The 19493-nt window shown below is 72.3% G+C and carries 19 protein-coding genes and 1 pseudogene; 13 read left to right on the top strand and 7 right to left on the bottom strand.

From position 1 onward, the window contains the following. The 8 genes from PV350_RS32500 to PV350_RS32465 all read left to right on the top strand — a co-directional run. Window positions 1–653 (top strand): glycosyltransferase (locus tag PV350_RS32500; protein WP_500337300.1); only part of this gene is annotated, 653 nt, incomplete at its 5' end. A 455-nt stretch (window positions 654–1108) separates the two neighbouring features. After that, complete coding sequence (locus PV350_RS32495) at window positions 1109–2311, top strand: M20 family metallopeptidase (protein ID WP_500326644.1); 1203 nt, start codon at window positions 1109–1111, stop codon at window positions 2309–2311. Between the two features lie 154 nt (window positions 2312–2465). Beyond that, window positions 2466–3515, top strand: a complete 1050-nt coding sequence (locus tag PV350_RS32490) for a BMP family lipoprotein (RefSeq protein ID WP_499513603.1) — start codon at window positions 2466–2468, stop codon at window positions 3513–3515. Window positions 3516–3772: 257 nt separating this feature from the next. Further along, window positions 3773–5323 carry an ABC transporter ATP-binding protein gene (locus tag PV350_RS32485; RefSeq protein WP_499513604.1) on the top strand — a complete coding sequence of 517 codons (1551 nt, stop codon included), beginning with the start codon at window positions 3773–3775 and terminating at the stop codon, window positions 5321–5323. After that, window positions 5320–6435, top strand: a complete 1116-nt coding sequence (locus PV350_RS32480; RefSeq protein WP_499513605.1) for an ABC transporter permease — start codon at window positions 5320–5322, stop codon at window positions 6433–6435. Before PV350_RS32485 ends, PV350_RS32480 begins: the two co-directional genes overlap by 4 nt. After that, window positions 6432–7721, top strand: coding sequence for an ABC transporter permease (locus PV350_RS32475; protein WP_500337299.1), 1290 nt, complete (start codon window positions 6432–6434; stop codon window positions 7719–7721). Before PV350_RS32480 ends, PV350_RS32475 begins: the two co-directional genes overlap by 4 nt. Further along, window positions 7718–8140, top strand: coding sequence for a cytidine deaminase (locus PV350_RS32470; RefSeq protein WP_500337298.1), 423 nt, complete (start codon window positions 7718–7720; stop codon window positions 8138–8140). Before PV350_RS32475 ends, PV350_RS32470 begins: the two co-directional genes overlap by 4 nt. A gap of 15 nt (window positions 8141–8155) precedes the next feature. Beyond that, entirely contained in the window at window positions 8156–9433 is a 1278-nt protein-coding gene (locus PV350_RS32465) for a thymidine phosphorylase (RefSeq protein WP_499513608.1), read from the top strand. Window positions 9434–9503: 70 nt separating this feature from the next. Here PV350_RS32465 and PV350_RS32460 read toward each other — a convergent pair whose 3' ends face one another. Further along, a complete protein-coding gene (locus PV350_RS32460) occupies window positions 9504–10790 on the bottom strand; it encodes an MFS transporter (RefSeq protein WP_500337297.1) in 1287 nt (428 codons plus the stop codon). 63 nt (window positions 10791–10853) lie between these two features. On the opposite strand from PV350_RS32460, the gene PV350_RS32455 reads away from it, so the two are divergent. Continuing rightward, window positions 10854–11834: a LysR family transcriptional regulator gene (locus PV350_RS32455; RefSeq protein WP_499513610.1), complete on the top strand. Its 981-nt coding sequence runs from the start codon at window positions 10854–10856 to the stop codon at window positions 11832–11834. 62 nt (window positions 11835–11896) lie between these two features. Continuing rightward, complete coding sequence (locus PV350_RS32450) at window positions 11897–12733, top strand: aminoglycoside phosphotransferase (protein WP_500337296.1); 837 nt, start codon at window positions 11897–11899, stop codon at window positions 12731–12733. A 23-nt stretch (window positions 12734–12756) separates the two neighbouring features. On the opposite strand, the gene PV350_RS32445 is transcribed toward PV350_RS32450, so the two are convergent. Next, the gene (locus PV350_RS32445; protein WP_500337295.1) at window positions 12757–13542 is read right to left on the bottom strand and encodes an alpha/beta hydrolase; all 786 of its coding nucleotides are present in this window, start codon (window positions 13540–13542) and stop codon (window positions 12757–12759) included. Window positions 13543–13643: 101 nt separating this feature from the next. Between PV350_RS32445 and PV350_RS32440 the strand changes: the two genes are divergently transcribed. Beyond that, on the top strand, window positions 13644–14837 hold the full coding sequence (locus tag PV350_RS32440) for an adenosine deaminase (RefSeq protein ID WP_500337294.1): 1194 nt from the start codon (window positions 13644–13646) through the stop codon (window positions 14835–14837). Between the two features lie 166 nt (window positions 14838–15003). Then, window positions 15004–15333, top strand: coding sequence for a hypothetical protein (locus PV350_RS32435; RefSeq protein WP_499513614.1), 330 nt, complete (start codon window positions 15004–15006; stop codon window positions 15331–15333). 76 nt (window positions 15334–15409) lie between these two features. Here the strand turns inward: PV350_RS32435 and PV350_RS32430 are convergent, their stop codons facing one another. The 5 genes from PV350_RS32430 to PV350_RS32410 all read right to left on the bottom strand — a co-directional run bounded on the left by PV350_RS32430 (window position 15410) and on the right by PV350_RS32410 (window position 19123). Continuing rightward, window positions 15410–15610, bottom strand: a complete 201-nt coding sequence (locus PV350_RS32430; protein WP_499513615.1) for a PspC domain-containing protein — start codon at window positions 15608–15610, stop codon at window positions 15410–15412. An 84-nt stretch (window positions 15611–15694) separates the two neighbouring features. Next, window positions 15695–16183, bottom strand: a complete 489-nt coding sequence (locus tag PV350_RS32425) for a VanZ family protein (protein WP_499513616.1) — start codon at window positions 16181–16183, stop codon at window positions 15695–15697. A 53-nt stretch (window positions 16184–16236) separates the two neighbouring features. Then, window positions 16237–16899, bottom strand: coding sequence for a hypothetical protein (locus PV350_RS32420; protein ID WP_500337293.1), 663 nt, complete (start codon window positions 16897–16899; stop codon window positions 16237–16239). After that, window positions 16896–18449 carry an ATP-binding protein gene (locus PV350_RS32415; protein WP_500337292.1) on the bottom strand — a complete coding sequence of 518 codons (1554 nt, stop codon included), beginning with the start codon at window positions 18447–18449 and terminating at the stop codon, window positions 16896–16898. The genes PV350_RS32420 and PV350_RS32415 overlap by 4 nt, the downstream gene beginning before the upstream one ends. Further along, window positions 18446–19123, bottom strand: a complete 678-nt coding sequence (locus tag PV350_RS32410; RefSeq protein WP_026251393.1) for a response regulator — start codon at window positions 19121–19123, stop codon at window positions 18446–18448. The genes PV350_RS32415 and PV350_RS32410 overlap by 4 nt, the downstream gene beginning before the upstream one ends. 187 nt (window positions 19124–19310) lie before the next feature. Here PV350_RS32410 and PV350_RS32405 point away from each other — a divergent pair. Continuing rightward, window positions 19311–19493, top strand: a pseudogene (locus PV350_RS32405) (SigE family RNA polymerase sigma factor); the annotation flags it as partial.

The raw sequence follows: 19493 nt of genomic DNA, 5'->3' as shown, positions 1-19493 counted from the left end.
CCCGGCCGCCGCCGCCCGGCGTCCGCGACCGCTGCCACCTCGCCCCGGAGGTCCCGCTGCTGGTCCACAGCGGCTCCGCCGGCCCCGCCCGCGGCCTGCTCACGGTCGTCGACGCGCTGCCCAAGCTGTACGACCTGCACGCCGCGCTGGTCGTCCCCGACCTCGACGACCCGTGGATCCGCACCCTCACCGGCCGCGCCGCCGAGCTGGGCGTGGCCCGCCGGCTGCACGTGCTGCCCTACGTGCCGCCCGCCGAGATCCCGCGCTTCCTGTCCTCGGCCGACATCGGGGTGCTCCCGGTGCACCGCCTCCCCGACCGGCAGGTCGCGCTCCCGGCCCGCTACTTCGAGTACGCGCACGCCCGGCTGCCCGTGGTGGTCAGCGACGTCCGCGTGCTGGCCCGGCCGACCCTGGAGATCGGCAACGGCGAGGTCTTCCGCTCGGGGGACACCGCCGACTTCGTCCGTGCCGTCGGCGCCGTGCTGACCAACCCGCGCCGCTACCGCAAGGCCTACGAGCGTGCGGACGTGCTGCGCGAGTGGTCCTGGCAGAAGCAGTCCGAGCCGCTCATCGACCTCTACGCGCGGCTCCTGGGCCCGCGCCGCCCCTCCCCCGAGCCGTCCGGATCCGGGGTTCCCGCCGCCTTCGCCTGAGCCGCCCGGGGCCGGTCACAGGCCGTCGCCTCGCGGCGGGCCGTCCGCGTCGGCCGGATCCGTGTGCGGCTCGGCCGCCCTCGGACAGGTACCGGGCCGTCGTGGTGATCAGCGCCGTCCGCGTATCCCGGCCGACGCGGGAGGACGCTCCTGGGCCCGCGCCGCCCCTGCCCCGAGCCGTCCGGATCCGGGGTTCCCGCCGCCTTCGCCTGAGCCGCCCGGGGCCGGTCACAGGGCGTTGCCTCGCGGCGGGGCGATCGTTGGGCCACTATGGAGTGGCTAGGGATAAACCAGGTTCATACCCCTGTACAGCGCGGGGTACGCGCCGGACGGGGGAGTTTTTCTTCCTCGCGCGGCATGAATTTACGGCGATGTAGCGATCAGGAGCACAGATGCGGTCTAGCCTGTCGGAGGTGAACGACTCAGCCTCCGAACCCTCCGAAAACCCCGTGCCAGTGGCGCCCACAGTTCCCGCCGCACCCGAAGGTGCGCTGTTGGGCGTCGTGCCCGAGCGGCTCAGGGCCGAACTCGTGGCGTTCCGGCGGGACCTGCACATGAACCCCGAGCTGGGCCGGCAGGAGTTCCGTACCACCGCCGCGGTGAAGGCCCGCCTGGAGCAGGCCGGCCTCAAGCCCCGTGTGATGCCCGGCGGCACCGGCCTGCTGTGCGACATCGGCGCCACCGACCCGGAGCGTCCGCGGCTGGCGCTGCGCGCGGACCTCGACGCGCTCCCGATCCCGGACACCAAGCGTGTGGAGTACCGCTCCACCGTCCCCGGCCGGGCGCACGCCTGCGGCCACGACGTGCACACCACGGTGGTGCTCGGCGCGGGCCTGGTACTGGCGGAGCTGGAGCGCGAGGGCAAGCTGAGGCGTCCTGTACGGCTGGTGTTCCAGCCGGCCGAGGAGGTCATGCCGGGCGGTGCGCTGGACGCCATCAAGGCGGACGCGCTGGACGGCGTGGGCCGGATCCTGGCCCTGCACTGCGACCCGAAGGTCGAGGTCGGGCGGATCGGGCTGCGCCAGGGATCGATCACCTCCGCGGTGGACCGGCTGGAGCTCTCCCTGGACGGCGCGGGCGGCCACACGGCCCGCCCCCACCTGACCACCGACCTGGTGATGGCCACCGCCAAGATGGCCACCGAGCTGCCGGCCGTGCTGGCCCGCCGGATCGACCCCCGTTCCGGGATGAGCATCGTGTGGGGCCGCATCGAGGCCGGTCACGCGGCCAACGTCATCCCGCAGCACGCCGAGCTGGAGGGCACGGTCCGCTGCCTGGACCTGAACGCCTGGCACGAGGCCCCCGACCTGGTCCACGAGGTGATCGACCAGGTGGCCGCCATGTACCGGGCGAAGTGGGAGCTGACGTACCACCGCGGGGTGCCGCCGGTGGTCAACGAGGCGGACTCGACCGAGCTGCTGCGCGACGCCATGACGGCCCGCTACGGCGCGCACACCGTCGAGGACACGGAGCAGAGCCTGGGCGGCGAGGACTTCTCCTGGTACCTGGAGAAGGTTCCGGGCGCGCTGGCGAGGTTGGGCGTACGGCCCGTTGGGGACACGTCAAAGCGTGATCTGCATCAAGGTGACTTCGACGTCGACGAGGGCGCGATCAAGGTCGGCGTGGAGCTGTTCACCTCCGCTGCGCTGCTGGCATGACGGTGGGTGACCCGGTCGACACGGCCGGGTCACCTGGCCGAAATGCGACGATCCGATAACGGGCGGCCAACCCCCCTTTACCTGACATCTACGCGCGTTAAGCTCCGGTTAAGCCAGCGCCGGACGGGGCGCTCAGAGTTGAAGGGGTACCCTCTTGCGCCGGGTAACCAAGATCGCCGCCGCGGGTATAGCCTCCGCGGCTCTCGCGCTCACCGCGACCGCTTGCGGCAGCAGCTCCAAAGACAGCGACGGTGACAGCAGCAGCAGCGGCAAGCTGAAGGTCGGCGTCGCCTACGACGTGGGTGGCCGTGGTGACCACTCGTTCAACGACTCCGCCGCCCAGGGCCTGGACAAGGCGAAGGAGGACTTCGGCGTCGACGTCAAGGAGCTGACCGCCAAGACCTCCGACACCGAGGCCGACCGCGAGCAGCGCCTGGAGGACCTGGCCGACGCGGGTTACAACCCGGTCATCGGTGTCGGCTTCGCCTACGGCGAGTCCATCACGGCCGCGGCCAAGAAGTACCCCAAGACGACCTTCGCGATCGTCGACTCGGTCGTCGACGCCAAGAACGTCGACAGCATCGTCTTCACCGAGGAGCAGAGCTCCTACCTCGCCGGTGTCGCCGCCGCCCTGAAGACCAAGGACAACAAGGTCGGCTTCATCGGTGGCGTGGACATCCCGCTGATCAACAAGTTCGAGGCCGGCTTCCGCCAGGGCGTCGAGGAGACCAACCCGAAGGTCAAGGTCACCACCCAGTACCTGACCAGCGGCTCGGACCTCTCCGGCTTCTCCGACCCCGCCAAGGGCAAGGCCGCCGCGCAGGGCATGCTGGACAACGGCATCGACGTGATCTACGCGGCCGCGGGCTCCTCCGGCAACGGCGCCATCGAGGCCGTCGCCGGCAAGTCCGGCGCCTGGGCGATCGGTGTCGACTCCGACCAGCACGAGCAGCCGGGTCTGGCCAAGTACAAGGACTCGATCCTGACCTCCGCGCTGAAGAACGTGAACGTCGCGGTCTACGAGGTCGTCGAGTCGGTCAAGAGCGGCTCCCCGCTGACCGGCACCCACGCCTACGACCTGGCCAAGGACGGTGTCGGCCTGTCCACCAGCGGTGGCTTCATCGACGACATCAAGTCCCAGCTGGACGAGGCCAAGAAGAAGATCGTGAACGGCGACATCAAGGTCAAGACGACCGTCAAGTGACGCCCGGTCTCTCGTGAGCGCCGGTCGCGAGGCTCGGGAGGGGACAGCCCAGGCTCCCCCCTTCCCGGGCCTCGCGCCTGTGTTCAGCCGGGTGTCGCGCACGCGGTCTCCGTTGTGACTCTTCCCCTTATGGATCTGGCAACGCTACGCGCGTAGAGGCCCCTCCTCGCGATACGTTCGCCACACCCCGCCCGCCCCGCTCTTTTCCGCGAGGAGAGTGCGCCATCAACGCGTCCAGCCCCCCCAGCCAGAATGCCGTGGAGCTCCGCGGCATCACCAAGCGATTCCCAGGTGTCGTGGCCAACCACGACATCGACATCACGGTTCGCCGTGGCACGGTGCACGCCCTCGTGGGCGAGAACGGCGCCGGCAAGTCGACCCTGATGAAGATCCTCTACGGCATGCAGAAGCCGGACGAGGGCACGATCACCATCGACGGCGAGCGGGTCACCTTCCACGACCCGGGCGACGCCATCGTCCGCGGCATCGGCATGGTGCACCAGCACTTCATGCTCGCCGACAACCTCACCGTCCTCGAGAACGTCGTCCTCGGCAGCGAGAAGCTGTACGGCATCGGCGGCAAGGCCCGGGCCAAGATCAAGGAGATCTCCGACGCCTACGGTCTCGGGGTGCGCCCGGACGTCCTGGTGGAGGACCTCGGTGTCGCCGACCGTCAGCGCGTCGAGATCCTGAAGGTCCTCTTCCGCGGCGCCCGTACGCTGATCCTCGACGAGCCGACCGCGGTCCTCGTCCCGCAGGAGGTCGACGCGCTCTTCGACAACCTGCGCGAGCTCAAGGCCGAGGGCCTGACCGTCATCTTCATCTCCCACAAGCTGGGCGAGGTGCTCTCCGTCGCCGACGAGATCACGGTCATCCGCCGGGGCACCACGGTCGGCTCCGCCGACCCGCGGACCACGACCCCGAAGCAGCTCGCGGAGCTGATGGTCGGCAGCGAGCTGCCGTCCCCCGAGACCCGGGAGTCCACGGTCACCGACGTCCCGATGCTGACCATCGACGGTCTCCACCTGTCGGAGACCGACCTGGAGGGCATCGAGCGGATCGTCCTGGACCAGATCTCCTTCACCATCCACAAGGGCGAGGTCCTCGGCATCGCGGGTGTCGAGGGCAACGGCCAGGCGGAGCTCGTCGAGGCGATCATGGGCATCCTGCCGCCCGACGCGGGCCGGATCGGCCTCGACGGCGACGAGATCACCCACCGCCCGACGCGCAAGCGCCGCGAGGGCGGCATCGGCTACATCCCCGAGGACCGGCACCGGCACGGCCTGCTGCTGGAGGCCCCGCTCTGGGAGAACCGCATCCTGGGCCACGTCACCGAGCGCCCCAACAGCAAGGGCGGCTTCCTCGACCCGGCCGCGGCCCGCCGCGACACCGAGCGGATCGTGCGCGAGTACGACGTCCGCACCCCCGGCATCGAGGTGACCGCCGCGTCCCTGTCCGGCGGCAACCAGCAGAAGCTGATCGTCGGCCGCGAGATGAGCCACCGGCCCAAGCTGCTGATCGCCGCGCACCCCACCCGCGGTGTGGACGTCGGCGCCCAGGCGCAGATCTGGGACCAGATCCGCGAGGCCCGGCGCGAGGGCCTGGCCGTCCTGCTGATCTCCGCCGACCTGGACGAGCTGATCGGCCTGTCCGACACCCTGCGCGTCATGTACCGCGGCCGTCTGGTCGCCGACGCCGACCCCGCCACCATCACCCCGGAGGAGCTGGGCTCCGCGATGACCGGCGCGGCCGCCGGCCATCTGGAGCACGAGGACGGCGACGCCGGCCACGGGGGAGAGGAACGATGAAGAAGATCGACAAGGAGCGGGTGCTCCTCGCCGTCGCCGCCCCCGTGCTGGCGCTCGTGGCCGCGTTCGTGATCACGGCGCTGGTGCTGCTCGCCACGGGCAAGGAGCCGTTCGGCGCCTTCGGGACGATGTTCGACTACGGCTTCAAGAGCGACAGCCAGGTCGAGATCATCAACAAGGCGACCACGTACTACATCGCGGGCATCGCGGTGGCCGTCGGCTTCCGCATGAACCTGTTCAACATCGGTGTCGAGGGCCAGTACCGCCTGGGCGCCTTCTTCGCCGCGGCCGTCGGCGGCGCCGTGACGCTGCCGGGCTTCCTGCAGGTCCCGCTGATCATCGTGGTCGCCATGATCGTCGGCGCGATGTGGGCCGGTATCGCGGGCCTGCTGAAGACCTCGCGCGGGGTCAGCGAGGTCATCGCGACCATCATGCTGAACTCGATCGCCACCTACATCGTCGGCTACCTGCTCAAGGACGGCCGGCTCGGCCACCTGGACAAGGCGCAGACCTCGGTGTCGACCACGCCGCTGCCCTCCTCCGGCCACCTGTTCAACTTCGACATGGGCGAGGACATCGGCCAGATCTACGGCTTCGTCGTGCTCGCCGTGGTCATCGGCATCGGCTACTGGTTCGTGCTGGGCCGTACCCGCTTCGGCTTCGACCTGCGCAGCGTCGGCATGTCCGAGAGCGCCGCCACCGCGAGCGGCGTCAGCGTCAAGCGCATGGTGATCACCAGCATGCTGATCTCCGGCGGTCTGGCCGGTCTCACCGGCATGCCGCTGCTGCTGAACGACGCCCACGCCTACGGCTCCGACCTCTTCCCGGCCGGCATCGGCTTCACGGGCATCTCGGTGGCCCTGCTGGGCCGCAACAACCCGGTCGGCGTCGCGCTGGCGGCGCTGCTGTGGGGCTTCCTGGAGCGTGGCTCGGGCCGCCTGGAGTTCGACGGCTACGACAAGGAGATCGTCGGCGTCATGCAGGGCGTCATCGTCCTGAGCGTCGTCATCGCCTACGAGGTCGTCCGGCGTTACGGCCTCAAGCGCCAGCAGCAGAAGGTCGGCGAGGAACTCGCCGCCCAGGCCCGCACCAAGAAGGAGGTGACGGCGTGACCGCCACGATGACCCAGACCCCGCCGCCCGCGGCTCCCAAGGCCGCAGGGGCCAGGGGCCGCAAGGGCCGCCTCTCCTTCCCGATGATCCTGCTGATCATCGCCGCCGCGCTCGCGCTGGTGTCGGTGGTGCGGATCATCACCGGTCAGGACCAGCTCACCGCCCAGGGCCAGATCACCGCGGCGCTCGGCCTCGCCGTGCCGATCGGCCTGGCCGGTCTGGCCGGTCTGTGGTCCGAACGCTCGGGCGTGGTCAACATCGGCCTCGAGGGCATGATGATCCTCGGCACCTTCTTCGGTGCCTGGGCCGGCTGGCAGACCAACCCGTGGCTGGGCGTCCTCGCCGGTGTCGTCGGCGGTGCGCTCGGCGGTCTGATCCACGCGGTCGCCACCGTCACCTTCGGCGTCGACCACATCATCTCGGGTGTGGCCATCAACATCCTGGCGCTCGGTGCCACCCAGTACCTCGCCAAGCTGTGGTTCTCCACCGGCGACGCGGCCACCAAGGGCGGCAACCCCAAGCAGTCCCCACCGGTCGACGCCCTGCCGTCGTTCGACATCCCCGGGCTGTCCGACGGGCTGGCGAGCATCGAGAAGCACGGCTGGTTCTTCGTCTCCGACCTCGCCGGCGTGCTCGGCGGCCTGGTCACCGACGTCTCCGCGCTGACGGTCGTCGCGGTGCTGCTCTTCGTCGGCAGCTTCTTCCTGCTGTGGCGCAGCCCGTTCGGTCTGCGGCTGCGGTCCTGCGGTGAGAACCCGGTCGCGGCCGAGTCGCTCGGCGTCAACGTGTACCTGTACAAGTACGTTGCCGTGATCACCTCCGGCGGTCTCGCCGGCCTCGGCGGCGCCTTCCTGGCGATGGTCCCCGCGCACATCTACCTCGAGGGCCAGACCGGCGGCCGCGGCTACATCGGCCTCGCCGCGATGATCTTCGGCAACTGGCGCGTCGGCGGCCTCGCCACCGGCGCCGGACTGTTCGGCTACTCCGACGCGCTCCAGCTGCGCAACGGCGGCCCGACGGTGCACGCGCTGCTGCTGCTCCTGGTGGTCCTGCTGGTGCTGCTGGCGGCCTGGAAGCTGTGGAAGCGCAGCTTCTGGCAGGGCGGCGTCAGCCTGGTCGTCGGCGCGGCGGTGCTGGGCTGGTACCTGTTCACCGACGAGGTGCCCGGCGAGTTCGTGGGAGCGACCCCGTACGTCGTCACCCTGCTGGTGCTCTCCCTGTCGGCACAACGTCTGCGGATGCCCAAGGCTGACGGTATGAGGTACCGGAAGGGTCAGGGCAAGTGAGCGACACCGCGGGCCCGGTCGGCGTCGACGACGTCGACTGGGAAGGCCTGCGGACGCAGGCCCGGGACGCCATGTCCCGGGCCTACGTCCCCTACTCGCACTTCCCCGTCGGCGCGGCCGCGCTGGTGGACGACGGGCGGGTCATCTCGGCGTGCAACGTGGAGAACGCCAGCTACGGCCTCGGCCTGTGCGCCGAGTGCGGGCTGGTGTCGACCCTGCACGCCACCGGGGGCGGCCGGCTCGTCGCCTTCACCTGCGTCGACCGCAAGGGCGCCCAGCTGATGCCGTGCGGCCGCTGCCGTCAGCTGCTGTGGGAGCACGGCGGCCCCGGACTGCTGGTGGAGATGTCCGACGGCATCCGCACGATGCGCGACGTCCTCCCCGACGCGTTCGGCCCGGACGACCTGACCAACCGCTAAGAAGGTACGTGAACCATGGACGCCATTTCCGTCATCCGCACCAAGCGCGACGGCGGCCGCCTCGGCGACGACCAGATCGACTGGGTCATCGACGCCTACACCAAGGGTGAGGTCGCCGACGAGCAGATGTCCGCGCTCGCGATGGCGATCCTGCTCAACGGCATGGACCGGTCGGAGATCGCGCGCTGGACGGCTGCGATGATCGCCAGCGGCGAGCGCATGGACTTCTCCTCGCTGCCCCGCCCGACCGCGGACAAGCACTCCACCGGTGGCGTCGGCGACAAGATCACACTGCCGCTCGCACCCCTGGTCGCGGCCTGCGGCGCGGCCGTCCCCCAGCTGTCCGGCCGCGGCCTCGGCCACACCGGCGGCACCCTGGACAAGCTGGAGTCCATCCCGGGCTGGCGGGCGCTGCTGTCCAACGAGGAGATGCTGCGGGTCCTGGGCGACACCGGCGCCGTCATCTGCGCCGCGGGCGACGGCCTCGCCCCGGCCGACAAGAAGCTGTACGCGCTGCGCGACGTCACCGGCACCGTCGAGGCGATCCCGCTGATCGCCTCGTCGATCATGTCCAAGAAGATCGCCGAGGGGACGGGCTCGCTCGTCCTGGACGTCAAGGTCGGCTCCGGCGCCTTCATGAAGAACCTGGAGCAGGCCCGCGAGCTGGCCTCCACGATGGTGGGGCTGGGCACCGACCACGGCGTGAGGACCGTGGCGCTGCTCACCGACATGTCCACCCCGCTCGGCCTGACCGCGGGCAACGCGCTGGAGGTCCGCGAGTCCGTCGAGGTGCTGGCGGGCGGGGGCCCGGCCGACGTGGTCGAGCTGACCGTCGCCCTGGCGCGCGAGATGCTCGACGCTGCGGGGCTGAAGGACGCCGACCCCGCCAAGGCGCTCGCCGACGGCTCCGCCATGGACGTGTGGCGCCGCATGGTCGCCGCGCAGGGCGGCGACCCGGACGCGGCGCTGCCCGTCGCGCGCGAGCAGCACGTCGTCACGGCCGAGCGGTCCGGTGTCCTCACCGGCCTGGACGCCTACGCCGTGGGTGTCGCCGCCTGGCGCCTCGGCGCCGGCCGGGCGCGCAAGGAGGACCCGGTGCAGGCCGGCGCGGGCGTCGAGCTGCACGCCAAGCCGGGCGCCACGGTCACGCAGGGCCAGCCGCTGCTGACCCTGCACACCGACACCCCGGAGAAGTTCGACTACGCGCTGGCGGCCCTCGCCGGCGGCGTCGAGATCTCCCCGGCGGGCACCGCGTTCACGCCGGCCCCGATCGTGCTGGACCGCATCGCCTGAGCGGGGCCGCCCCGCGACAGGGAACGGGACCGGTGGACTTCCACCGGTCCCGTTCTTCGTCGTACGACCGTCAGGCCGTGCGTCCCGCAGGGACGGCGAGCCGCCGGTCCGCGACCGCGCGCCGGGTCGCGTGCACGGTGATCCCCGCGACGCCCAGGACGGCGGCCAGGCACAGGGCGACGGTGCCGCCCCAGCCGGCGGTGTGGAAGGCGGAGGCGCCCAGGGTGCCGCCGAGGCTGTTGCCGACGTAGTACGCGGTCAGGTAGAGCGCGGAGGCCTGGGCGCGGCCGGTGGTGGCGGTGCGGCTGACCGCGCCGGAGGCGATGGAGTGGCCGGTGAAGAAGCCGGCCGTGATGAGGACCAGTCCGGTCAGCACGGCGGCGAGGGAGCCCGCGAGGGTGAGCAGCAGCCCGCCCGCGGCCAGCACCACGGCGACGTACAGGGCGCCGCGCCGCCCGAGGCGGGCGTGCAGGACGCCGGAGGCCGCGGAGGCGCCGGTGCCGACCAGGTAGACCAGGAAGATGAGGCCGATCGCGGTCTGCGACAGGCCGAAGGGCTCGGCGGCGAGCCGGTAGCCCAGCACGTTGTAGACGGCGCCGAAGACCGCCATGAAGAGCAGCCCGATCAGGTACAGCCGGCGCAGCAGCGGGGTGCCCAGGTGGCCGGTCACCGTGCGCCGGAGGGCGGCGGGACTGACCGGGCCGGGACGGAAGTTGCGGGCGGTGGGGATCAGCAGCCGGAAGGCGACGGCGCACAGCACCGCCATGGCGCCGGCGGCGAACAGTGCGGCGCGCCAGCCGAAGGCCTGCGCCACGGCGCCGGTGAGGACCCGGGAGCTCATGCCGCCGATGCTGTTGCCCGCGACGTAGAGGCCGATCGCGGAGGCGACCGCCTTGGGGTGGATCTCCTCGCCGAGGTACGCCATCGCGGTCGCCGGGAGCCCGGCGAGGGCCACGCCCTGCACGGCGCGCAGGACGACCAGGGTGGTGAGGTCCGGCGCGAAGGGGATGACCAGGGCCAGCGCCGAGGCGCTGAAGACCGACGCCGTCATCACGGCCGTGCGGCCGTACTTCTCGCTCAGCGCGCTCACCGGCAGCAGGGCCAGCGCCAGGGCGGCGGTGGTGGCCGAGACGGTGAGGCTGGCCTGGGCGGGACTGAGGGACAGCCCCGTGGAGAGCGCCGGCAGCAGGGCCTGCGTGGAGTACAGGAGGGCGAAGGTGGCGAGTCCCGCGGCGAAAAGGGCCAGGATGGCGCGTCGGTAGCCGGGTTCACCCGGTCGCAGTGTGGCGGCTGAGGGGGCGGAGGCGGCGGCGCCCGGCCGTGTCACGGTGGACGCCCCTGTATCGGCGGGAGACATGCCTTCACGCTAGGCCGGGCCGGTTTCATGCGTCCAATGCACGGAGTGGCGATAATCGTTCCCATGGCGCATGAAGCGAGGTCAGCCCGGTCGCTGTCACCGTCCCGTGACGCAACAGACATGCGGGCGGAGCTGGACAGCGCCTCCTGGGCGGCGGTGCTGGCCCCCCGGCTCGCCCAGTTCGCCGCGGTGGCGCGGCACGAGCACGTCACCCGCGCGGCGCGCGAGCTGGGGGTGCCCCAGTCCACGCTCAGCCGGGCCATGGTCCGGCTCGAACTCGACCTGGGCGTCACGCTCTTCGCGCGCCAGGGCCGTACGGTCTCGCTCACGCCCGCGGGCCGCGGCTTCCTCGCCTCGGTGGAGCGGGCGCTGGGCGAGGTGGAGCGCTCGGCCGAGTCCGTACGCGCCGACGCCGACCCGCAGTCGGGACGGGTCGCCTTCGGCTTCCTCCACACGCTCGGCCCGGAGACCGTACCGGCCCTGCTGCGGGCCTTCCGCGCCGACCATCCGCGGATCCGCTTCCAGCTCGTGCAGAACTACGGCGAGGCGATGCTCGCCGGGCTGCGCGCGGGCGATCTGGACCTCTGCCTGACCTCACCGGTGCCGGACGCGCCGGACCTGGTCGTCCGGCGCCTCGACGAGCAGCGGCTGCGGCTGGTCGTCCCCGCCGACCACCGGCTCGCCTCCCGCCGCAGGGTGCGCCTGGCGGAGGCGTCGGGGGAGCTGTTCGTGAGCCTGGAAGCCGGTTACGGGCTGCGGCGCATCACCGACGCCCTCTGCGCGGAGGCGGGCTTCACCCCGCGGGTGGCCTTTGAGGGGGAGGAGGCCGAGACCCTGCGCGGTCTGGTCGCCGCCGGACTCGGGGTGGCCCTGCTGCCGCCGCCGCTCGTCCCGCGTCCCGGAGTCGTGGAGCTGACCGTCACCGCCCCGCGCGCGGTCCGGGAGATCGGCGTGGCCTGGCTCGGCGGCCACTCCGACACGGCACCCGTCGCCGCCTTCAAGAAGTTCCTGCTCGGCAGGCGCGGTCAGCTCCTCCCCGGCTGACGGCGCCGGCCGGCCCGGAACGCGGATGCGCCCGGAGCCGCCGGTCCCGGAGGATGCGGGGCATGACCCGTGCGACCGACGCGGCCCTGCCGCCCCCGCATGTCCTGGAGGCCTTCGGGCTCTCCGGCCGGCCCGAGCCGCTCGCAGGGGGGCAGGGACACAGCGTCCGGGTGGCGGGCGCGGTGCTGAAGCCGGGCGCCGACGCAGGGCAGACCGCCTGGGCCGCGGGACTGATGGAGCGTCTGCAGGGGCGCCGGGACTTCCGGGTACCGCGATTCCTGCGCTCCGTGGGTGGTGGTCACGTCGTCGAAGGATGGGCGGCGACCGAGTTCCTGGCGGGAGAGCCCGGCCCCGCCGGCAGATGGGACGCCCTGCTGGCCGCGGGCAGGGCCCTCCACGAGGCGCTGCGCGATGTGCCGCGACCCGACCACCTGGACGCGCACCGGCATCCGTGGGCGGTGGCCGACCGCCTCGCCTGGGGCGAGTCGACAGCGCAGGCGCCGGCGGAGATCCGGCGGCTGGTCACCAGGCTGGAACGGCTCCGCGAACCGGTCGGCGCGCGGGCCCAGCTCATCCACGGCGACCTGACGGGGAACGTCCTGTTCGCGGCCGGCCGGGCCCCCGCGGTCATCGACTTCTCGCCCTACTGGCGGCCCGTCGCGTACGCGGACGCGATCGTGGTGGTCGACGGCCTGCTCCACCACCGCGCCGGGCACCACCTGGTGGACTCGGCGGTCCCCGGTGCGCAGGGCGCGCAGATGCTCCTGCGCGCCCTGCTCTTCCGCTTGGGTGCGTCGGCCGTGCCAGCCGGTTCCGGTGGCGCCCTGCCCGAGGACGAGATGGCCGGGTTCACCCGGGTGGCCGACCTCGTCGAACGCAGGGTCCGCGGGCAGGGGTGACCCCGGTGGTCGGCGCCCCGCGCTCAGCGCAGTTGGGGCGACCGTCCGAAACCCGAGGCCAGGGGCATGCGCAGGCCGAGCGGGGGAGGGGCGGCCAGCGCGTCGGCGACCGGGCGGGCGAAGGACCGCCCGAGCAGGGTGCCGAGGACGAAGTCGGCGGTCAGGGAAGCGACTTCGGCCCGGTGGTCGTGGAGCAGATGGCCGTCGGTGTGCACCTCGAACCGGCACACGTCCCGGTTGACCTTCTTCACCCGTTCGGCCAGCCGGTAGGAGAGGTCGGGGTGGGTGGAGCCGTCGTTCGTGCCGTGCACGATCAGGACGTGGCGGCCTATCAGCTGCTTCACCGGATCGGGCTCCGGGGCGTCCGGCAGCCACGGGGCTATGGCGACCGCCGAGTTGACGGCCGGGTGGCCCGCCGCGTGCAGCGCGGCGCGGCCGCCCATGTCCATGCCGACCAGCGACACCGGTACGTCACCGTAGCGGCGGACGACCTCGTCGACCGCCCACCGCGCGTCCTCGGCCGGGTGGGCGTGACCGCCGTTCCAGCCGCGGAAGCGGTAGTGCACGACGTGCACGGCCAGGCCCTCACCGCGGCCCGCTGCCCGCACCAGACGGCGGGCCAGCGGCACCATCGCCGCGGCGGCCACGGGGGAGCGCCGACGGGTGCTCAGCGCACTGCCACCGGGCAGCAGCAGCACGGCGGCACGGACCGCCTCGTCGTCCGTATCCCGCCGTGCCGCCGGGTTCAGACCCGGTGTCACTCTCTTCCCCAACCGCGCACCACGCACCGGTAAAGCTTGCGAAGCCATGGCGTAACCATGGCAGACGGGAAGGTGTGCACGACCTGGCCGGGAGGTCAATATTCGGCATCATCCAAGAGTTCTACGCGCGTAGGGGGTATGTTTCGGAAATGACGAGCTCAAGCACGCTCCCCTTCCCCGCGGGCGCTGCGGGGGCCACCCCCACGCCCGAGCAGATCCGCCGCGCGCCCAAGGTGCTGCTCCACGACCACCTCGACGGCGGCGTCCGCCCCGGGACCGTCGTCGACCTCGCCCGCGCGTCGGGCTACGACGGCCTGCCGGAGACCGATCCGGACAAGCTCGGCACCTGGTTCCGCGAGGCCGCCGACTCCGGCTCGCTGGAGCGTTACCTGGAGACGTTCTCGCACACGGTCGGCGTCATGCAGAGCCGCGAGGCGCTCACCCGGGTCGCCGCCGAGTGCGCCGAGGACCTCGCCGCGGACGGGGTCGTCTACGCCGAGGTGCGCTACGCCCCCGAGCTCCACGTCGAACGCGGGCTCTCCCTCGACGAGGTCGTGGAGGCCGTCAACGAGGGCTTCCGGGAAGGCGAACGGCGGGCCCGCGAGGCGGGCGGCCGGATCCGGGTGGGCGCCCTGCTCACCGCGATGCGGCACGCCGCCCGCTCGCAGGAGATCGCCGAACTCGCCATCCGCTACCGCGACCGGGGCGTCGTCGGCTTCGACATCGCGGGCGCCGAGGCCGGCTTCCCGCCCACCCGCCACCTCGACGCCTTCGAGTACCTCCAGCGGGAGAACTTCCACTTCACCATCCACGCCGGCGAGGCCTTCGGCCTGCCCTCGATCTGGCAGGCCCTGCAGTGGTGCGGCGCCGACCGGCTCGGGCACGGTGTGCGCATCATCGACGACATCGAGGTCGCGGACGACGGCACGGTCTCCCTCGGGCGGCTCGCCAACTACGTGCGCGACAAGCGCATCCCCCTGGAGATGTGCCCCACCTCCAACCTGCAGACCGGCGCTGCCGCCTCGTACGCGCAGCACCCCATCGGGCTGCTGCGCCGGCTGCACTTCCGGGTCACGGTCAACACCGACAACCGCCTGATGAGCGGCACGAGCATGAGCCGCGAGTTCGCCGAACTGGTGGCCGCCTTCGGCTACACGCTCGACGACATGCAGTGGTTCACGGTCAACGCGATGAAGTCCGCCTTCATCCCTTTCGATGAACGTCTCGCGATGATCAATGACGTGATCAAGCCCGGATACTCGGAGCTGAAGGCCGAGTGGCTGTTCCGCCAGACGGCCGCCGCCACCGCCGTGGCCAGCGATTCCTCGCCGGAAGAGGGATGAGACCCGGGCCGTCCCGCCGTGCGGCGGCGGGGCGGCCCCGGCCGCGTGGGGCCGCGCGCGGCCGCTTGCACCGCCCCGCGTCCCGTCGATACGTTCCGAAATCCCGCGAACACGTTCCGTGTGTGCCGCGGCGGACGCACCATCCCCCATCACGAGGATCGCAACCATGAAGACCGGAACCGTCAAGACTCTCGGTGCCGCCGCGCTGGGCGTGGCCTTCGTCGGGGCCGCCGCGGGCGTCGCCTCCGCCGCTCCGACGGACACCAACCTGGGCCTGCCGAACGCCTCGGCCCTGCCGGCCTCCGTGCCGGTCGCCGACGTGGCGAAGTCGGTCCCGGTCGGTGCCGTCACCAGCGGCCTGCCGAAGACCGCCAACATCGTCCCCGGCGTGCAGAACGCCCCGCAGGGCCTGAGCACCCTGCTCGGCGGCCTCCCCGTCGGCGGCCAGTTGCCGCTGGGCCAGCTGCCGCTGCAGGGCCTGCCGATCGGCGGCTGAGCACCACCCGGACGAACGCCGGACGGGCCGCGCCCCCTCGGGGGCGCGGCCCGCAGGTGTTCCGGGGCCCGTGGCGTCACACGGCGGTCTTCGCGTGCCCCTCGTCCGGCAGCAGCAGCCAGAGCGCGAGGTAGAGCAGGAACTGCGGCCCGGGCAGCAGGCACGACAGCAGGAAGATCACACGCATCGTGGTGGCGGAGGTGCCGAACCGGTCTGCGAGTCCGGCGCAGACCCCGGCGATCATCCGGCCGTGACGGGGGCGGACCAGTGCGGACATGGCGGGTGCTCCTTCGGGAGTCCAGGCCGGTCCCTCCGGCCGATGACATCACCGTACGAGCGCATACCGCCGTGAATCATCGCTCTACGGTGCGATCCCGACCCTGGGAATCCTCGGGGTCCGCCCCTGAGCAGCGGTCAGCCGGTCCTCCCGGCGGACGCTGCGCCGGTGCGCCCACGCGCGGGCCGCGGGCACCACGGCGAGGTGGGCCAGCGCGACGCCCGCCGTGTTGAGCAGCAGGGCGTCCACGTCGAAGATCTGGCCCGGCACCCCGGTCTGCACGAACTCCAGGGCCAGCGAGATCATCAGCCCCGCGAAGACCGTGCGGGCGAACGAGCCCGGCGCCGACACCCGCACCCGGCCGCCGGCCATCGGCAGCAGCACGCCCAGCGGGGCCAGCAGCGCCAGCCCCGCGCCGATCCGGCGGGCCGCCTCCGCGGGCCCCATGGCGAGGTCGGAGCGGATGGAGGCGAACGGACGGAGGTTGGGGGCGTCCACCCAGGGCACGTACTGCGGACGCAGCATCAGCCACCCCACCAGAGCCAGATGAACCGCGGCGAGTACCAGGCCCACCGCGCGCACTTTCGGGAGAGAGCCGTCGCGCCGCACGCCTGGAAGGACGTCTGTCACTTCACGGCGGTTCCAGCGGTTTCCGCCGCCTCGGGGTCGGTGCGCAGGTCCCCGGTGCAGGTGAAGCGGCGCACCGGGGTGTCGTCGGGGCCGCCCAGGAGCACCCCGCCGCTGCCGGAGCCCGCGGCCGTACCGGCGTACGTGCACACCACCTGGGCGAGCGCGAACGGCGGCAGGTCGCCCAGCGGGGCGCTGAGCCGGAGCGATCCGCGCGGGTCGTCGCGGTGCGGTCCCTCCACGGCCAGGTCGCCCTGCACGGCCGTGGTGAAGCCGGCCGACGACTCGCCGCCGCGCGGCTTGCGCTGCAGCTCGCGCAGGAGCAGCACGGCCATGCCCAGCTGGTCCAGGCCCCCGGTCCGCACCGAGCGGTTCACCGCGGCCACCTGGGCGCTGCACACCAGGAACACCCGGGCGGCCGGGCCCTGCGGCGACGCGGAGGCCGTCGCCGTGGGGCTCGCCTCCTCGTCCGGCACCGCGCAGGAGACACGGGAGGGCGCGGGCCCGGCGTCCACCGGCACCGAGGTGGTACGGATGCCGCAGCCGGCCAGCAGGACCATGCCGAGCAGGATGAGGAGCGGGGCGCGCCGGCGACGGCGGGCGGCACCCGCGGACGGGAGACCCGGGGCGTCCGGGGCGGCGCCCCGGGACGGATGCGTCACTTGCTCTCGTTCCCTTCCTCGGTCTCCGCCGCCTGGCCGGCCCCGGTGCGCATCGGCAGGCGCAGCGTGAACACCGCGCCGCCACCGGGGTTGTTGGCCGCGGCGATCTCTCCGCCGTGGATGTGCGCGTTCTCCAGGGCGATGGACAGGCCCAGGCCGCTCCCCTCGGAACGGGCCCGGGAGGCGTCCGCCTTGAAGAACCGGTCGAAGACGTGCGGCAGCACCTCCTCCGGGATGCCGGGGCCGTTGTCGGCGACCTCGACGACGAGCTCGTCCCCGTCCTGCCGCACCTTGACGCGGACCGGCGAGCCACCGTGCTTGAGGGCGTTGCCGATCAGGTTGGCCAGGATCACGTCGATGCGGCGCGGGTCGAGCAGCGCGATGATGCCGCGCGGCGCGTCCAGCTCCACCGCGTCGAGCCAGGCACGGGCGTCGATGCAGGCGGTGACCAGGTCGGAGACGTCGACGTCGTCCATGACCAGGCGTGCGGTGCCGGCGTCGAAGCGGGTGACCTCCATCAGGTTCTCCACCAGCTCGCCCAGCCGCTTGGTCTCGCTCACCACCAGCCGCACGGCGGGGGCGATCATCGGGTCGAGGGAGTCCGCCTCGTCCTCCAGCACCTCGGTCACGGCGGTGATCGCCGTCAGCGGGGTGCGCAGCTCGTGCGACATGTCGGCGACGAACCGGCGGCTGGCCGCCTCGCGCTGGCTGAGCTCGTCGACGCGTCGCTCCAGTCGTTCCGCGGTGCGGTTGAACGTCCGTGACAACTCGGCGAGTTCGTCGGTGCCGGTGACCCGCAGCCGGGTGTCGAGCTTGCCCTCGCCGAGCCTCCTGGCGGCGTCGCCGAGGCGTGCCACGGGCCGCAGCACGGTGGAGGCCGCGGCCTGGGCCAGCAGCGCCGCACCGATCAGGGCGAGGGCGGTGGCGATGCCGAGCGACCAGGCCAGCGAGTTGAGGTCCTTCCGCTCGGCCTCCAGCGACTTGAACATATAGCCGGTGGGCCCGCCGCCGATCACCTTGGCCCCGCCCACCAGGTACGGCTGTCCGTTGCGGGTGACCCGCTGCCAGTACAGGTGGTACTCGGCGGGGTCGCCCTCCTTGGGGTTGCGCTTGCTGACGGCCTTGCGCAGCGTCGTGGGGACGGCGTCCAGCGAGAAGCCGTCGCTCTGCGACTTGGTCGCGCAGCGCTCGCCGTCCGGGCCGGTGCCGATCAGCAGCACCTGGTAGGTCTGCGTGCTGGTGCCGATGCTCCGCGCGGCGTCCGCCAGCTTGTCGCAGGACGGGTGCCGCGGCAGCGAGCCCGCGTTGCGGGTCATCGAGGCGCGGAAGTCGTTGAGCGCGGCGTTCTGGGCGCGGGTCAGCACGGCGTCACGGTTGAGCCAGTAGGCGATTCCGGAGGCGGACACGGCGGCCGCCAGCGCCACGGCGGCGAACACGGCGACCAGGCGCAGCCGCAGGCTGGTGAGCCGCAGCAGCCGTGATCTCCAGCCGCTCAGCCGCTGGTCCGTCGTGTTGTCACCGGTGGTGTCCTCGTGGTGCGGTTGACTCACGCCGGCGCGTCCAGGCGGTACCCGACACCCCGGACGGTACGGATCAGGGTCGGCGACGAGGGCACGTCCTCGATCTTGGCCCGCAGCCGCTGGACACAGGCGTCCACCAGGCGCGAGTCGCCGAGGTAGTCGTGCTCCCACACCAGGCGCAGCAACTGCTGCCGGGACAGGGCCTGCCCCGGGCGGCGGCTCAGCTCCAGCAGCAGCCGCAACTCGGTCGGGGTGAGCTGCAGGTCCTCGCCGTTCTTCGTCACGGTCATCGCCGAGCGGTCGATGACGATGCTGCCGAAGGCGGCCGCGTCGGTGCTGTCCCGCTCGCCGCGGCGCAGCACGGCACGGATGCGGGCGTCCAGCACGCGCGGCTGGATGGGCTTGACGACGTAGTCGTCGGCTCCGGACTCCAGACCCACCACGACGTCGATGTCGTCGCTGCGCGCGGTCAGCAGGATGATCGGCAGCTGGTCGGTGCGCCGGATGCGACGGCACACCTCGAAACCGTCGATGCCCGGGAGCATGACGTCCAGCACGATCAGGTCCGGTCGCTGCTCGCGCAGCAGCTTCAGCCCGTCCTCGCCCGTGGCCGCGGCCACCACACGGTGGCCTTGGCGCGACAGGGCGAGTTCGAGGCTCGCTCGGATGGCGTCGTCGTCCTCGATCAGCAACAGGAAAGGCACGCCCGCATTCTCTCCCAAGTGGACCGTGGAAGGTACCGCCGTCGTCTGTGACGGGGCTGTGACACTCGGCGGACAACGCCATGAAACTGGCGCGGGAAGCTATTGGTCATCGACGGGGACGCCTACCGGGCGGCCCCCGCCGGACGGGTACGAAGACCAGGCCGGCTCCACCCACGGGGGGCGCGAAATGAACGCACTGCACAGCACGACGACCACCGCAGTCCTTCAGCCGCGCCTGCACACCGCGGGCCGGGGCGTCGAGAAGTCCGGTGCCACGGGCGGGCGGGGGTGCGCTCGTGGCACCGGGCGTCAGGTGGTCCGCACCCGGCCGCCGTACATCACGGCGATCGAGGGCGGTCACGGGGGAGAC

The organism is Streptomyces sp. PA03-6a (assembly GCF_033792765.1).
Taxonomy (GTDB): Bacteria; Actinomycetota; Actinomycetes; order Streptomycetales; family Streptomycetaceae; genus Actinacidiphila.
Note: the sequence above shows the minus strand (reverse complement) of the source record. Positions and strands in the feature narration are given on the sequence as shown.

Excerpts from the sequence above, each read along its gene's own strand:
- PV350_RS32480 (WP_499513605.1), top strand. The coding sequence starts at position 5,320 with ATGAAGAAGATCGACAAGGAGCGGGTGCTCCTCGCCGTCGCCGCCCCC.
- PV350_RS32465 (WP_499513608.1), top strand. The coding sequence starts at position 8,156 with ATGGACGCCATTTCCGTCATCCGCACCAAGCGCGACGGCGGCCGCCTC.
- PV350_RS32460 (WP_500337297.1), bottom strand. The coding sequence starts at position 10,790 with ATGTCTCCCGCCGATACAGGGGCGTCCACCGTGACACGGCCGGGCGCC.
- PV350_RS32455 (WP_499513610.1), top strand. The coding sequence starts at position 10,854 with ATGGCGCATGAAGCGAGGTCAGCCCGGTCGCTGTCACCGTCCCGTGAC.
- PV350_RS32450 (WP_500337296.1), top strand. The coding sequence starts at position 11,897 with ATGACCCGTGCGACCGACGCGGCCCTGCCGCCCCCGCATGTCCTGGAG.
- PV350_RS32445 (WP_500337295.1), bottom strand. The coding sequence starts at position 13,542 with ATGGCTTCGCAAGCTTTACCGGTGCGTGGTGCGCGGTTGGGGAAGAGA.
- PV350_RS32440 (WP_500337294.1), top strand. The coding sequence starts at position 13,644 with ATGACGAGCTCAAGCACGCTCCCCTTCCCCGCGGGCGCTGCGGGGGCC.
- PV350_RS32435 (WP_499513614.1), top strand. The coding sequence starts at position 15,004 with ATGAAGACCGGAACCGTCAAGACTCTCGGTGCCGCCGCGCTGGGCGTG.
- PV350_RS32430 (WP_499513615.1), bottom strand. The coding sequence starts at position 15,610 with ATGTCCGCACTGGTCCGCCCCCGTCACGGCCGGATGATCGCCGGGGTC.